The organism is Streptomyces sp. NPDC039423, from assembly GCF_055598725.1.
In genome coordinates this window covers 438,721-454,182 of the sequence record NZ_JBVKAH010000001.1, presented here as the reverse complement: position 1 = coordinate 454,182, position 15,462 = coordinate 438,721, and the positions used below count along the sequence as shown (strand labels likewise).

The following is a 15,462-nucleotide window of genomic DNA, read 5'->3' as shown; positions in this document are numbered from 1 at the left end:
CGGTACATGTCACCGTGCTAGCGTCACCGGTTATGTCAGCGTCTCCCAGGTCCGGGCTGCCCGCGACAGGCAAGCGGCCCCATGTGATCTACCTCGCCATCGGTTTCCCGCCCGCGGCCAAGAGCTGCGCGTACCGCATGCGCGAGACCGCGAACCAGTTCATCAACCAGGGCTGGGACGTCACCGTCGTCACCATCGCGCAGGAGTCCTGGGAAAGGGACTCCGGCGTCGACCTCACCCTCCTGGAGCAGGTCGACCCGAAGATCAAGATCGTCGAACTGCCCCTGGTGCGCGAGGACCTGGAGACGGACATCCGTCTCTACAGCGAGGAGCGCGCACTCAACCCGAACGGGTGGGTGACGCGACTGCGCCGTCGTCAGATGGAGCCGTTCCCCGAGCCGAACTTCGGTGAGTGGCGCGAGGACCTGGAGCAGGCGGTGCTCCGTGTCCACGCCGAGCACCCGGCCGACCTGCTGCTGGCGAGCTGCGTCCCCTACGTCAACCTCGCCGCGGCGTGGAAGCTGTGGGAGGAGGCGAAGGTCCCGTACGCCGTGGACTTCCGCGACGGCTGGTCCATCGACGTCATCGACGGTGTCGAGGCCTTCGCCCGCGACTCCGCCGAGGGCGTCTGGGAGCAGAAGATCCTCGACAACGCGCTCTCCCTGTGGGTCGTCAACGACCCGATCGCGGAGCACTACCGCACCCGCTACCCCGACTTCGCCGACCGCGTCCACGTGGTGCGCAACGGTTACGACGCCGACAGCTCGCCGGGCAAGGCGCACCGCGCCAACCCGGAGGCGGGCCTGGCCTTCGGCTACCTCGGCACCGTCAACTTCACGGTCCCGCACCTGGAGACCGTGCTCAACGCCTGGCGCGCCGCCCGCGAGAAGGAACCGCTGCTGGCCAACGCCACCTTCGAGGTGCGCGGCCACATCGGCAACGGCTCGGGCCGCGAGGCGAACCGGCACGCCGAGGTCCTCAAGCAGGCCGAGGTGGACGGCGTACGCTTCGGCGGCCCCGCCGCCAAGGCCGAGGTGGCGTCCATCTACGCCCGCTGGGACGCGATGGTCCTCATCCTCATCGGCGGCCGTTACGTCACCTCCGGCAAGGTCTACGAGTACATGGCGACCGGCCTGCCGATCGTCTCGGCGCACGTCGTCGAGCACGACGCCTCCAACGTGCTGCGCGGCCACCCGCTGTGGACGGGTGCCGTCGGCATCGACGAGGAGGGCCTGACCGAGTCGTTCGTCAAGGCCGCCCACATGGCGGTGGAGACGAGCGACGAGGTGCACGCCGAAGCCATGGCGCACGCCGACCAGTTCACCCGCGAGGCGCTGATGACCGCCGCCGTGAAGCAGCTGATCGACGACTTCACCGCCCTCGGGGCGGGGAAGACGGACACCGCGGACGCGGCTCCCCTCGCCGAGAACCAGATCGCCGCCGGAGGACCGTCCCTGTGACCAACGTCCTGTTCATCGCCAGCGTCCGGCCCCAGCTCGGCGTGTTCGCCGACTCGGTGCGCAAGTTCCGCGCCGCCGGCGCAAAGACGTTCCTCGCCGGTACGTTCCACCTGGATCCGGTCGCCGAGGACCTCGCCGCCACGGAGCTGGACGGTACGCACCAGCTCCCCCGCAACCTCAACTTCCGCAGCACGGCGCTGCGCCGCAAGGCCCGTACGGCGCCCGGCGGCATGAAGGTGTGGATGCAGTCCCAGCGGGACGGCCGGCTGCGCCGGCTCGCCCGCAACGCGGACGTCCTGGTGGCGCTCGACGCGGGTGCCGTCTACACGGTGTGGCGCCTGGCGCAGTACTACCGCGTCGAGGAGGCCCACTTCGGCCTGGCGCCGGCCCTGAAGGCCGTCGAGCGCGTCAAGGCGAAGGGCGCCACCTCCGGCCGGGGCGTCCTGCCGCCGCTGGACGTCGTCAAGCAGAACGTGCGCCGTTCCGTGGACGGGCTGCCCGCCACGGTCATGCGGCACGCCACCGCCCGCCCGGTGATGCGCTCCACGGTCGGCGCCCGGATGTGGCGCACGGCCGTCACGGCCCCCGGCGTGCCGCCCAAGGTGCGCATCGCGACCTCCCGCTACGTGGCCGAGGGCATGCAGTGGGCGGGCCGCACCAGCGGTGCCGCCCTGGCGCTCGCCGCCGCCGCGTCGAAGATCTCCGACCTGGGGCTCAAGGCGCAGTTGCTGGACGAGGCCGTGATGAAGGAGCTCGGCAAGGGCCTCAACCCGCGCGACCTCGACAAGGCGGTCGCCGCCCAGCTCGCGCACGCCGACGCCCAGTTCGCCGCGGGAGACCACGAGAAGGCGTCCTTCGCGCTGGACCGCGCGCTGTTCCTGGGCTTCCACCGGGTGCTGCACATCGACCAGCTCTCGTCGCCCCTGGCCAAGGACGCGCAGGGCTTCGTCGAGCCGCTCTACCGCTCCAAGGTCATGGACGTGATGAAGCGCCCGCAGGGGCGCAAGACCCCGGCGGCTCCGGCGCCGAAGGGCCGTCCGCTGCGGCTGCTGGTCACCACCAGCGCCAACGACAACTTCCTGCACCACATCCTGGACCGGTACGGCAACCACGAGGGCGTGGAGCTGCGGTACCTGGACCTGGCGGCGCAGAAGGCGCTCAAGCGGATCGCCTGGGCGGGCCGCCGGGTGCTGGAGGACCGCCTGGCCGGCGGCACCAGCACCTACCAGGAGGAAGTCGAGCGGCTGATGCGGCCGTACCTGGACTGGGCGGACACCGTCTTCCTGGACTGGTCGGTGGGGCCGGCGGCGATGCTGACGACGATCGACCCGGGCGACACCCGGATCGTGGTCCGGCTGCACAGCTACGAGGCGTTCACGCGCTGGCCGCACATGACGGACTTCTCGCGGATCGACGACCTGATCTACGTCGCCCCGCACGTGAAGGACCTCGTGGAGTCGCTGGTGCCGATGCTGCGCGGCGAGGGCGCGCCGCGCGCGCACCTCATCGACAACGCCATGGACCTGTCGGGCTTCGCCCGCCCGAAGCCGGCCGAGGCCCGCTTCAACCTGGGTCTGGTGGGCATCAGCCAGGTCGCCAAGGACCCGATGTGGGCCGTGGACGTGCTGCGGCGGGTGCGGGAGCACGACGAGCGCTACCGGCTGCTGCTGGTGGGCGGCGACATGAACCCGAAGACCAGCCGCGCCACCCGTGACTACCGGCGCCAGTTCGACAAGGAGATCGCCCCGCTGATCGAGGAGGGCGTCGTGCTGAAGCTCGGCCCCACCGACGACGTGCCGTCGGCGCTCACCGACATCGGTGTGATCCTCTCCTCGTCGGTGCGTGAGGGCTGCCACGTGGGTCTGATGGAGGGCGCGGCGAGCGCCGCCGTCCCGGTCTCCCGCGACTGGCCGTTCTACGCGGGCAAGCCCAACAGCGCCCGCACGCTGTACCCGGAGGGCTGGGTCGTGGGCTCCACGGAGGAGGCCGCGAAGCGGATCCTGGAGACCACGGCGACCGAGGAGGCGTGGCAGGACGCCGGGAAGCTGGCCTCGGAGTACGCGCTGTCGACGTGGGACTGGCCGGTCGTGAGCCAGGCCTTCGACAAGCTGTTCCTCGGCGAAAGCTAGGCGAGGGCCGGACCGTACGGAAAAGGGCCCCGGGAGCGATCCCGGGGCCCTTCGCCGTACGCGTGCCGCTTACGGGTGGCGCAGCTTCCAGCCCGCCCACGCGGACTCGACCATCTCGCGCACGCCGTGGCGGGCGCTCCAGCCCAGCTCCTCGGCGATGCGGTCGGCGGAGGCCACCACCCGGGCCGGGTCGCCGGGGCGGCGGTCGGTGACGAGCGGTTCGACGTCGGTGCGGCCGGTGACGTCCTGGATGATGCCGACCATCTCCGTGACGGAGACGCCCTCGCCGCGCCCGATGTTCAGGACCAGCGAGGCGTCCGGGTCGGCCGCGAGCCGGCGGGCGGCAGCGACGTGCGCGGAGGCGATGTCCTCGACGTGGATGTAGTCGCGGATGCAGGTGCCGTCGGGCGTCGGGTAGTCGTCGCCGAAGATCCGCGGCCGCTCGCCGGCCGTGAGCCGCTCGAAGACCATCGGGACGAGGTTGAAGACGCCTTCGTCGCCCAGCTCGGGCGTGGCGGCGCCCGCCACGTTGAAGTACCGCAGCGAGGCGGTCGCCATGCCGTGCGTCCGCCCGGTGGCCGTGACCAGCCACTCGCCGGCCAGCTTGGTCTCGCCGTACGGGTTGATGGGCGCGCACGGGGTGGCCTCGGTGACCAGGTCCACGTCGGGCATGCCGTACACGGCGGCCGACGACGAGAACAGGAACCGGGTGACCCCGGCCCCGACGGCTCCTTCCAGGAGCGTACGGAGGCCCTCGACGTTCTCGCGGTAGTAATGCAGCGGCTTGGCGACCGACTCGGCCACCTGCTTCTTGCCCGCGATGTGCACGATGCCGGTGACGGCGTGCTCGGCGAGGACACGGTCGACGACGTCACGGTCGAGGACGGTGCCGACCTCCAGGGGGACGCCCTCGGGGAGCCGCTCGGCGCGGCCGGTGCTGAGGTCGTCCAGGACGACGATCCGCTCGCCGCCCTCGGCCATCGCCCTCACCACGTGGGAGCCGATGAATCCGGCGCCGCCGGTGATCAACCAGGTCATGGGGAAACCCTCTGCAAACCGGCCCCGCCCCACGGGTGCGCGGGGCAGGGCCTCTGTTCGTTGTGTACGGGACCGGCCGGGGGTTCAGCCGCCGATGACGACGCGGCGGACACCCTCCCAGCGGGCCGGGTCCGTGGTGCGGCGGCCGTCGACCAGGACGGTGACGTCCGGCAGGTCGGCGGCGGCCAGCTCCTTGTACTCGGTGTGGTCGGCCTGGAGGATCGCGGCGGTGACCTTCTCGCCCTGGTGCGGGGTGAGGCCGTGCGCGGCCAGCTCCTCGGCCGTGTACATCGGGTCGGAGACGTACGGGACGGCGCCACGGGCCTTGAGGGCCTCGACGGTGCCGAAGACGCCGGAGAACGCGGTCTCCTTGACGCCGCCGCGGTAGGCGGCGCCCAGCACGAGCACGTTGACGTCCTTGAGGTCGCCGTAGGCGGCGGCCAGCAGGTCGACGGCGTACTCGGGCATGGCGGCGTTGGCCTCGCGGGCCGAGCGCACGACGGTGGCCTCCGGGTCGTTCCACAGGTACATCCGCGGGTAGATCGGGATGCAGTGGCCGCCGACGGCGATGCCCGGCTGGTGGATGTGGCTGTAGGGCTGGCTGTTGCAGGCCTCGATGACCTTGAGGACGTCGATGCCCTGCTGGTCGGCGAACCGGGCGAACTGGTTGGCCAGGCCGATGTTGACGTCGCGGTAGGTGGTCTCGGCGAGCTTGGCGAGCTCGGAGGCCTCGGCGGTGCCCAGGTCCCACACGCCGTTGGCGCGGGGCAGGTCGTCGCGCTCGTCGAAGTCGAGGACCTGCTCGTAGAACTCGACGCCGTGCTTCGCGGACGCCTCGTCGATGCCGCCGACGAGCTTGGGGTAGCGGCGGAGGTCGGCGAAGACGCGGCCGGTGAGGACGCGCTCCGGGGAGAAGACCAGGTGGAAGTCCTCACCCGCGGTCAGGCCGGAGCCCTCCTCCAGCATCGGCGCCCACCGGGTGCGGGTGGTGCCGACCGGCAGGGTCGTCTCGTAGGAGACGAGGGTGCCGGGCTTCAGGCCCTTGGCGATGGCCTTGGTGGCGGAGTCCATCCAGCCGAAGTCGGGGGTGCCCTCGGCGTCCACGAACAGCGGGACGACGACCACGACGGCCTCGGACTGGGCGACGGCGGCGGCGGTGTCGGTGGTCGCGGACAGCAGACCGGCGTCGACGGTCTGCTTGAGCAGCCGGTCGAGGTCGTGCTCGCCGGGGAAGGGCTCGGTGCCGGCGTTGACCAGCTCGACGACCTTCTCGTTGACGTCGGCGCCGATGACCTTGTGGCCCTTGGCGGCGAACTGCACGGCGAGCGGCAGGCCGATCTTGCCGAGCGCGACTACACAGATATTCATCGGGTCAGTTTCCTCTTCACACGGGACATCAGTTGACGCAGTCGCTTGCCCACGCCGAGCGAGGGCTCCCAGAGCGGAGCCGTGGTGATGACCAGCCGCCCCTTGGGGTTGGCGTTGGCGGAGATCCGGTACGGGATCCTCTCCCGCCAGCGCCGGGCCAGGGGCAGCGGTCTGCCGTTGACCGGCACGGGGACCTCGTACGTCGAGCCTGCCACGTCGGCGTACACGCGCACGCCGAGCTTGGCGCTCTTCGGGGGGACCGGGATGCGCGCGGTCAGCAGGGTGCCCTCGCCGTCCTCGGTCGGCTTGCGGGTGAACTCGCCCACCGGGGCGGGGAGTTCGTGGCCCACCGGGAGCCGCCGGGCGCCGGGCTTGTCGGCGCTCTTCGGCATGGCCCTGGTGGCGAGCCTCACGACGGCGGAGCCGGTCTCGCCGGCCAGCCCGAGCCGTACCGTCAGGCCGACGGCCATGTCGTCGCCGTTCTGGTCCCACTCGGCCGCGACCAGCGAGGTGCCCTCGGCCAGCCGGCCGGGAACGGACTCGCCGATCACCTCGAAGGCCCGGTCGGGCAGCCCCACGGCCGGGTCGCGGAAGCCGGGGTAGCGGACGAACGCCCGCCCGTCCTCCAGCAGCAGCGGCGGCGAGCCGTGCTCGGCCTCGTCCTCGATGGCCCGCACGAGCAGGTCGACGGCGCCGCGCCGGGCCAGGCAGATCCGGACCCGCCGCTTGACGTCCATCGCGTCGCGCAGCTCGTCGGTGAAGTACGCGTCCGCAAGCTGCGCGATGCCCGCGCACACCTCGGTCCGGGTCACCGCGTCCAGCGCCGGGAAGTCGTCCTGGATCAGCTTGGCGAGCTCCCAGGTGAAGTGGCGCTTGAGGACCGCGTCACGCTGCGGGCCCGGCTCGATGAGCGAGGCCGTGAAGTGCATGATCCGCTCGGTGCAGCGGAGCCGGGCCAGGTGGTTCGCCCGGTAGGTGATGTTGCTGGCGTCACCGCGCTTGACCGCGTAGTAGTACGTGTAGTCCGCCAGGACCGAGATCTTCGCGGCCCGTACGCACGCCTCGATGGTGAACGGCTGGTCGGAGCCGACCGGCAGGTCCTCGGGGAAGCGCAAGCCGTGCTTCTCCACCAGTTCGCGGCGGAAGAGCTTGGTGTTGGCCAGCGTGAACGGCAGGGCCGAGTCGTACAGCGACACGTCCGGGTCGCTCTTCTTGTAGAGCGCCTGGTGGACGTAACGGCCGTTGGTGCCGACCATCTTGCCGACGACGACGTCGGAGCCGTGCTCGTCGGCACAGGCCACCATGCGCTCCAGGGCCTCGCTGCCCAGGTAGTCGTCGGACCCGATGAAGTACACGTAACGACCGGTGGCCAGCTCCAGGGCCCGGTTGCTGGGAGCGGCCGGGCCACCGGAGTTGGCCTGATGGATCACCTTGACAGTGTTCGGGTACTTCTCCGCGAAGCGGTCCAGTTCCCGGCCACTGTCGTCGGTCGAGCCGTCGTCGACGGCCACGACCTCGAGCCGGTCCAGCCCGATGCTCTGCCCCACCAGCGAGTTCAGGCACTCGGTGAGGTACGGCATCGTGTTGTACACGGCTACCACGACGGTGACATCGGGTGTGGTCAACTGGCCACGTCCTCCGGGGTGAGCCGCACGGTGACACCGCGGTCGGCGGAGTCGAGGACGGCCGCGGCCACCTCCACCGTACGCAGACCCTGGCGCAGCGTGCAGATGTCGTCGCCCTTGCCGAGGACGGCGTCCCGGAACAGCTCGTGCTCGACGAGCAGCGGCTCGCGCTTGGGGATCGCGTAACGGATCATGTCGCCCTCGGACACCCCGCGGAAGGCGCGCAGCGCCTCCCACTCGGTGGCGATGGCGGCGTTGGAGTAGAACGTGAGGTCGGCGGTGAGGGTGTCCGCGATGAAGCAGCCCTTCTCACCGGTGACCGACGTGAAGCGTTCCTTCAGCGGGCTCAGCCAGTTGACGAGGTGGTTGACCATCGTGCCGTCGGAGAGCTGGCCGACGGCGGAGACCATGTCCTCGTGCGGGCGGCCGGACTTGGACACCGTGTGCGCGGCGATCGACGTGTACTGCTGGCCGGTGACCCAGCCCGTCAGGTCGATGTCGTGGGTGGCGAGGTCCTTGACCACGCCGACGTCCGCGATGCGGTGCGGGAAGGGACCCTGGCGGCGGGTGACGACCTGGAAGACCTCGCCCAGCTCACCGGCCTCCAGGCGGGAACGCAGGGACCGCAGCGCGGGGTTGCAGCGCTCGATGTGGCCGACGCCGGCCACCAGGCTCCGCGACTCGAACGCCTCGACGAGGCGGCGGGCTCCGTCGACGGTGTCGGCGACCGGCTTCTCGATCAGCGCGTGGACACCGGCGTCGGCGAGCTTCAGGCCGACTTCCTCGTGCAGCGCGGTCGGGCAGGCGACGACGGCGTAGTCGATGCCCAGCGCGATCAGTTCCTCGACGGTGGACAGGACGGGTGCGCCCTGGGCCCAGCCGTTCTTGTCGCCCATCGGGTCGACGACGCCGACGAGGGTCACGCCGTCCAGCCCGGCCAGTACGCGGGCGTGGTGGCGTCCCATGGAGCCGAGGCCGATCAGGCCGGCCCGCAGTCCAGCAGCAGTCACAGGTTCTCTCCCAGCGCGTTCACGGCGGTGACGATGCGCTCAAGGTCGTTCTGGGTCAGCGAGGGGTGGACGGGCAGCGAGACGACCTCGGCGGCGGCCTTCTCCGTCTCGGGCAGGTCCCAGTTCCGGCCGGCCTTCTGGTCCGGCTCCCAGTACGGCTTGAGCCGGTGGATGGGCGTCGGGTAGTACACGGCGTTGCCGACGCCCGCCTCGGTGAGCTTGGCCATCGCGGCGTCCCGCGCGCCCTCGCCGCCCCGCACACGGATCGTGTACTGGTGGTAGATGTGCCGGGCGCCCTCGGCGACCACGGGGGTCACGACGTTCGGCGCGGTGATGTGCTCGCTGAGGTACGCGGCGTTGGCGATGCGCGTCTCGGTCCAGCCGTGCAGCTTGGCGAGCTGGACGCGGCCGACGGCGGCGGCGACGTCGGTCATGCGCATGTTGGCGCCGACGATCTCGTTGGCGTACCGCTGCTCCATGCCCTGGTTGCGCAGCAGGCGCAGCGTGCGGGCGGTCTCGGCGTCGGCCGTGGAGATCATGCCGCCCTCGAGGGAGTGCATGTTCTTCGTCGGGTAGAAGCTGAACGTGCCGCCGGAGCCGAAGGCGCCGACCGGGGTTCCGTGGAGCGCCGCGGCGTGGGCCTGGCAGGCGTCCTCGACGACCGCGAGCTTGTGCTTGTCCGCGATGGCCATGATCTTGTCCATGGCGGCCGGGTTGCCGTAGATGTGGACCGGCATGATCGCGGCGGTGCGCGGGGTGATGGCGGCCTCGACGGCGGCCGGGTCGATGTTGAAGCTGTCGGCCTCGATGTCGACGAAGACGACGTCGGCGCCCACGAGGCGGACCGCGTTCGCCGAGGCGGCGAACGAGAAGGAGGGGACGATCACCTCGTCGCCCGGGCCGATGTTCAGCGCCATCAGAAGGAGGTGCAGCGCCGACGTACCGGAGTTGACGGCGACGCAGTGGCGCCCGTCGACCAGCTCGGAGAATCCCTCCTCGAAGGCGGCCACTTCGGGGCCCTGTACGACGCGGCCGGTGCGCAGTACGCGTACGGCGGCCTCGATCTCTTCTTCACCGATGACCGGGCGGGCAGCGGGGATGGGCTGCTCGTTGATGCTCGGCATGGACGTCCTCCTTGAACACCGCAAGAGCTCTTTGTGGCAGAGGTCTGAAGGGTGCCCGCGGAGGCTATCAAGGCCGCGCTTACCCCTCCGGCGCGATGCCGACGCCCTACCGAGGAATGCTGGGACCGGTCTGTCCCGGAACCGGGTCGGTCACCGACCGTAGTCTTCGGGCGGGGCCCGCCGACGGCAGCGACCGGCGTCACATTATCAGGAATTTCCTGGTCAATTTCGGGGCCGTTAACCGTTGGAGGCATCGATTCCGAAACAAAATCCCGGTTCCGCCCCGGGGTTATGCGGGGCGGAACGAGGAACGTTCCACGGTCGCTCACCAACTGTTCGGCGGTCGGACCACCCGAGGACGCCGGGCCCGGGGGCCCGGCGTCCTCGGGGCGGGCCGCCTACTGCTCGGCCGTGGCGGTCTCCTTCGGTGCCGACGTGGCGGCCTTCGCCGTCTTCGCCGTCTTCGCCGACTTGGTGGCCGTCTTCTTGACCGCGGTCTTCTTGGCCGTGGTCGTCTTGGCCGTGGTCGTCTTCTTGGCGGCCGTCTTCTTGGCGGGCGCCTTCTTCGCCGTGGCCTTCTTGGCGGTCTTGCGGGCCGCGGCCTTCTTCACCGGCGCCTCGGCCCCGGTGGTCTCCGCCCCGGTGGCCTCCGCCTCGGTGGCCCCGGCCTCCGGTGCCGTCGCCGGCTCCGGGGTCTCGTCGGCCGTGGTCCGTGCCGGGGAGCCGCTGCTCACGACGATGACCGCGGCTTCGGCGGCACCCGCCGGGGAAGCGGCCGGCGCGGTGACCTTGCGGACCACCCGGCGGCGCGCACGCGGCGGGGCGGCCACGGGGGCCTCCTCGGCGGCGGGGCGCGGCTCCTCGGCCTGCTCGGGGCGCGGCTCCTCGGCCTGCTCGGCCTCGACCGGCTCCGGCTGGACGGGCGCGGCCTCGACGGGCGCGGGCTGCTCGGCCTCCACCGGCTTCGGCGGGCCCGCCGGGGCGGACGCCTTGCGGGTGGCGCGCCGACGGGTGCGGCCCTGCGGCGCCTCGGGGGCGGGGGCCGCCTCCGAGGCGGCCGCCTCCTCGGCGGCGGTGGCGAGTGCCGGAAGCGCCTCCACCTCGATGGCCTCGGGGGCCACTTCGGCGACGCCCAGGTGCGGCTCGGGCTCCGCGGCGGCCTTCGGCGCACCGGCCGGGGCGGACGCCTTGCGGGACGCCCGGCGGCGGGAACGGCCACGGCCGGCGGCCGCCTCGGCCTCCGCGACGCTGGAGTACAGCTCCTCGTCCGGACGGAACGGCTCCTCGACCGCCACCGGGGCGGCGACCTCCGCCGCGAGTTCGGCCTCGGTCTCCACCTCGGCCTCGGCCGTCGTGGACTCCGCCTCGGCGACGGCCGTCTCCGGCTCCGCCTCGGCGGCGCGCCCGCGCTTCTTGGAGCGCTTGGAGCCGTTGCCACCGCCACCGGCGGACGTCGGCTGCTCCATGTGCACGATCACGCCACGGCCGTTGCAGTGGACGCAGGTCTCGGAGAAGGACTCCAGCAGGCCCTGGCCCACCCGCTTGCGGGTCATCTGGACCAGGCCCAGCGAGGTGACCTCGGCGACCTGGTGCTTCGTGCGGTCCCGGCCCAGGCACTCCAGCAGACGCCGCAGCACCAGGTCCCGGTTGGACTCCAGCACCATGTCGATGAAGTCGATGACGACGATGCCGCCGAGGTCGCGCAGCCGCAGCTGGCGCACGATCTCCTCGGCCGCCTCCAGGTTGTTCCTGGTGACGGTCTCCTCCAGGTTGCCGCCCTGGCCGGTGAACTTACCGGTGTTGACGTCGACCACGATCATGGCCTCGGTCTTGTCGATCACCAGCGAACCGCCGGACGGCAGCCAGACCTTGCGGTCCAGCGCCTTCATAAGCTGCTCGTCGATCCGGTACGTCGCGAAGACGTCCGTCTCGGACGTCCAGCGCTGGAGCCGGTCCGCCAGGTCGGGCGCGACGTGGGACACGTACCCGTGGATGGTGCTCCACGCCTCGTCGCCGCTGACGATCACCTTCGAGAAGTCCTCGTTGAAGATGTCGCGGACGACCCGGACGGTCATGTCGGGCTCACCGTAGAGGAGGGTCGGGGCGTTGCCGCTCTTCGCCTTCTTCTGGATGTCCTCCCACTGCGCCTGGAGACGCTCGACGTCACGGCGCAGCTCGTCCTCGCTCGCGCCCTCGGCGGCGGTGCGCACGATGACGCCCGCGTCCTCGGGGACGATCTTCTTGAGGATGGTCTTCAGCCGGGCCCGCTCGGTGTCGGGGAGCTTGCGGCTGATACCGGTCATCGAGCCCTCGGGCACGTAGACCAGGTAGCGGCCGGGCAGCGAGACCTGGCTGGTGAGGCGGGCGCCCTTGTGGCCGATCGGGTCCTTCGTCACCTGGACGAGGACGGACTGGCCGGACTTGAGCGCGGTCTCGATGCGGCGCGGCCCGTTGGCCATGCCGAGCGCCTCGAAGTTGACCTCACCGGCGTACAGGACGGCGTTGCGGCCCTTGCCGATGTCGACGAACGCGGCCTCCATGGACGGCAGCACGTTCTGGACCTTGCCCAGGTAGACGTTGCCGACGTAGCTGGTGGCCTGCTCCTTGTTGACATAGTGCTCGACGAGCACGTTGTCCTCGAGGACGCCGATCTGGGTGCGCTCGCCGCTCTGGCGGACGACCATCACGCGCTCGACGGCCTCGCGGCGCGCCAGGAACTCCGCCTCGGTGATGATCGGCACCCGGCGACGGCCCTGCTCGCGGCCCTCGCGGCGGCGCTGCTTCTTCGCCTCCAGACGGGTCGAGCCCTTGATGGACTGCACCTCGTCGGACGGCTCGGCCTTCTCCCGCGCGGGGCGCGGCTCGCGGACCTTGACGACCGTACGGACGCCGTCGTCCTCGGCGGTCGGCTCCGCGTCCGGGCCGGCGTCACCGCTGCGGCGGCGACGGCGGCGGCGACGGCGCGAGCTGCTGGTGCCGGCGGCGGACGGGGTGCCGCCCTCGTGCTCCTCGGCCTCCTCGTCCTGCTCCTCGTCCTCGGCGTCCTGGTCGGCGCCCTCGGCCTCGGCGCGGGAGCCCTCCTCGGCCTCCTCGCCCTCGGCGGCCTCGCCGCGACGACGGCGGCGGCCACCGCGACGGCGGCGGCGGGAGGGGCGGTCACCGAACTCGTCGGTGTCCTCGCCCTCGGCGGCCTCCTCCTCGGCCTCGGCCTCGGGCTCCTCCTCGGCCTCGGCCCGCGGCTCGGGGGCGGGGGCGGTGCGGACCGGCTCGGCCTCGGCGGCCTCGGCGGGCTCACCCCGGCGGCGGCGACGGCGGCGGCCACCGCTTTCCGGCTGCTCGGCGGCCCGGGCGGGGGCCGGAGCGGCGGTCTCGGTGACCTCCTCGACCTCCTCCACCTCGTCGGCCTCCTCGCGCACGGCGGCCTCGGCGGCGGCCGCGGCGGCGGCGGTCTCCGGGGTCTGGAACATCGGCTCGGTGAAGACCGGGGCCTGGAAGACGGGCACGGCGGGCCGCGCGGCACGGCGGCCGCGGGACTGCTCGGGCTTCTTCGCCGGCTCGGCGGTGAACTGCGGGGCGGCGGCGCGGCGGCGCGTACGGCCGCGGGTGGCGGCCTCCTCGGCGGCGGCGACCTCGGCTCCGGCCTCGCCGGAGGAGATCTGCGCGACGGTGTCGGCCGGCAGGCCCTCGCCGGTCTCGGCGGCCACGGTGCCCTCGGCGTCCTCGGCGTCCTGTTCCCGGACCTGGGGTGCGCCCGCGGGGGCGGTGGCCTTGCGGGTGGCGCGGCGACGGGTCCGGCGCGGGGCGGCGGACTCGGCCTCCTCGGCGGCCGGGGCCTCGGCGGCGGGGGCCTCGGCGACCGGTGCCTCCGCGGCCTGCGGCTCTTCGGCGGCGGGCGTCTCGGCGGTCTGCGGGGCACCCGCCGGAGCGGTCGCCTTACGGGTGGCACGACGACGCGGACGCGCCGGAGCGGCCTCCGGCTCCTCGACCGCGGGCGCCTCCACAGCCGGCGCCTCGGCGCCCTGCGGCTCCTCGACGACGGGGGTCTCGGCGGTCTGCGGCGCACCCGCCGGAGCGGTCGCCTTACGGGTGGCACGACGACGCGGACGCGCCGGAGCGGCCTCCGGCTCCTCGACCGCGGGCGCCTCCACAGCCGGCGCCTCGGCGCCCTGCGGCTCCTCGACGACGGGCGTCTCGGCGGTCTGCGGCGCACCCGCCGGAGCGGTCGCCTTACGGGTGGCACGACGACGCGGACGCGCCGGAGCGGCCTCCGGCTCCTCGGCCACGGGCGCCTCCACAGCCGGCGCCTCCACGGCCTGCGGCTCCTCGACGACGGGCGTCTCGGCGGTCTGCGGCGCACCCGCCGGGGCGGTCGCCTTACGGGTCGCACGACGACGCGGACGCGCCGGGGCCGGCTCGGGCGCCTCGTTCGGCGCCTCGGCGAGGGACGCGACGTCGGCCACCTCGGCGGTGGCCGTCTCGACGACGACCTCGCCGGCCGGAGCGTCGGCGGCGGCCGTGACCGGGGGCCCGGCCGGCCGGGACGCGGCACGGCGACGGCGGCGCGGCGGCAGCGTGTCGCTGGGCGAGTCGTTCTCTTCGTTGTGGTGACCGGCGGTGCCGGATTCGTTCGGCTCGAGCATGCGGGCGGTTCTCCCGTCACGCTCCCGGGCGCCGCGTCTGGCGCGGCGCCGCACGGGAGCTGTTATGTCTGGCTCGCCGGTTCCGTACGCGTGGTACGCACGGCCTGGCGAAAGTCTCCTGTGGGTGCACGCGGCCCGACCCAGGTGGCTCCCGAGTGCCAGGGCCGCGTTACAACGACCGCCCTACGCGGAACCTGCACCTGTCGGCTCCGGGGCGGCGGCGGGTCCGGCGGCCCTTTGTGGGGCGGCCGTGACTGCCTCGCGGTCGGGCGCGAGCGGGTCGGTCACCGTGCCGGACTCCTCGTCGAAGAGCCCCTGCGCCAGCCTGGTCACCGCTGCGGGGACCGGCGGCGCCAGGTCGGCCACAGCTCGGAGACCGGACAGGACGTCGTCGGGTCGCACGGCAGGTGTCACGTGCCGAACAACCAGCCGCAGTATCGCACAGGGGGCCTGCCCGCTCCTATCAGACGGCGCGGGAACGGCTTCCAGCCCCGCCACGGCGCCCCGTGCGTCGAAGGTGCGCATCCCGTTCTTGGTCTTGCGCCGCACCTCGACGGCCTCGGCGGCGAGGAAGGCGGCGACGGCGCGTTCGGCGTCCTCGACCGCCACTCCCTCCAGGCGCAGCTCCCAGACGGAGGCGGTGAGCCGGTCGGCGAGACCCGAGGTACGGGCCTCGACGGCGTCGATGATGTCGAGCCCGTCCGGCAGCGACTCGTCGAGCAGCTCGCGCAGCGTCGCCGGGTCGCGGTGAGCGGTGAGCGCGATCTCCAGGTATTCGGCCTCGGAGCCCGTGCCGGTGGGTGCGGCATTGGCGTACGAGACCTTCGGGTGCGGGGTGAAGCCCGCCGAGTACGCCATGGGCACCTCGGCGCGCCGCAGCGCTCGCTCGAACGCGCGCTGGAAGTCGCGGTGGCTGGTGAACCGGAGGCGGCCGCGCTTGGTGTAGCGCAGGCGGATGCGCTGCACTGCCGGTGCGGGCGGCGGGCCTTCGGGCTGTCGCTTGCCCAGTGGTTCTTCTCCTCGGTGCGGGGCGGGCGCGGTGGCGCTCCGCCCACGAAATTCGGGCGG

General features: G+C 72.5%; 9 protein-coding genes. 2 read left to right on the top strand and 7 right to left on the bottom strand.

Going from position 1 to position 15,462, the window contains the following annotated elements; genetic code table 11:
* The first annotated feature begins 83 nt into the window (after positions 1–83).
* Both ACZ7LK_RS01925 and ACZ7LK_RS01920 read left to right on the top strand, forming a co-directional pair.
* Complete coding sequence (locus ACZ7LK_RS01925; RefSeq protein ID WP_469464013.1) at positions 84–1,460, top strand: glycosyltransferase; 1,377 nt, start codon at positions 84–86, stop codon at positions 1,458–1,460.
* Positions 1,457–3,589, top strand: a complete 2,133-nt coding sequence (locus tag ACZ7LK_RS01920; protein WP_469463997.1) for a glycosyltransferase family protein — start codon at positions 1,457–1,459, stop codon at positions 3,587–3,589. The genes ACZ7LK_RS01925 and ACZ7LK_RS01920 overlap by 4 nt, the downstream gene beginning before the upstream one ends.
* A 69-nt stretch (positions 3,590–3,658) precedes the next feature.
* Here the strand turns inward: ACZ7LK_RS01920 and galE are convergent, their stop codons facing one another.
* The 7 genes from galE to ACZ7LK_RS01885 all read right to left on the bottom strand — a co-directional run bounded on the left by galE (position 3,659) and on the right by ACZ7LK_RS01885 (position 15,360).
* Positions 3,659–4,627, bottom strand: coding sequence for a UDP-glucose 4-epimerase GalE (gene galE, locus ACZ7LK_RS01915; RefSeq protein ID WP_469463998.1), 969 nt, complete (start codon positions 4,625–4,627; stop codon positions 3,659–3,661).
* Between the two features lie 84 nt (positions 4,628–4,711).
* On the bottom strand, positions 4,712–5,995 hold the full coding sequence (locus tag ACZ7LK_RS01910) for a nucleotide sugar dehydrogenase (RefSeq protein WP_392274797.1): 1,284 nt from the start codon (positions 5,993–5,995) through the stop codon (positions 4,712–4,714).
* Positions 5,992–7,620 (bottom strand): glycosyltransferase family 2 protein, encoded by a 1,629-nt coding sequence (locus ACZ7LK_RS01905; RefSeq protein WP_392274796.1) that lies wholly within the window; start codon positions 7,618–7,620, stop codon positions 5,992–5,994. Before ACZ7LK_RS01905 ends, ACZ7LK_RS01910 begins: the two co-directional genes overlap by 4 nt.
* Positions 7,617–8,630: a Gfo/Idh/MocA family protein gene (locus ACZ7LK_RS01900; RefSeq protein WP_469464000.1), complete on the bottom strand. Its 1,014-nt coding sequence runs from the start codon at positions 8,628–8,630 to the stop codon at positions 7,617–7,619. The genes ACZ7LK_RS01905 and ACZ7LK_RS01900 overlap by 4 nt, the downstream gene beginning before the upstream one ends.
* Positions 8,627–9,754 carry a DegT/DnrJ/EryC1/StrS family aminotransferase gene (locus tag ACZ7LK_RS01895; protein WP_392274794.1) on the bottom strand — a complete coding sequence of 376 codons (1,128 nt, stop codon included), beginning with the start codon at positions 9,752–9,754 and terminating at the stop codon, positions 8,627–8,629. The genes ACZ7LK_RS01900 and ACZ7LK_RS01895 overlap by 4 nt, the downstream gene beginning before the upstream one ends.
* A gap of 398 nt (positions 9,755–10,152) precedes the next feature.
* Positions 10,153–14,394 (bottom strand): Rne/Rng family ribonuclease, encoded by a 4,242-nt coding sequence (locus tag ACZ7LK_RS01890; RefSeq protein WP_471137937.1) that lies wholly within the window; start codon positions 14,392–14,394, stop codon positions 10,153–10,155.
* 183 nt (positions 14,395–14,577) lie between these two features.
* Positions 14,578–15,360 carry a TIGR03936 family radical SAM-associated protein gene (locus ACZ7LK_RS01885; protein ID WP_392274792.1) on the bottom strand — a complete coding sequence of 261 codons (783 nt, stop codon included), beginning with the start codon at positions 15,358–15,360 and terminating at the stop codon, positions 14,578–14,580.
* Positions 15,361–15,462 lie beyond the last annotated feature (102 nt).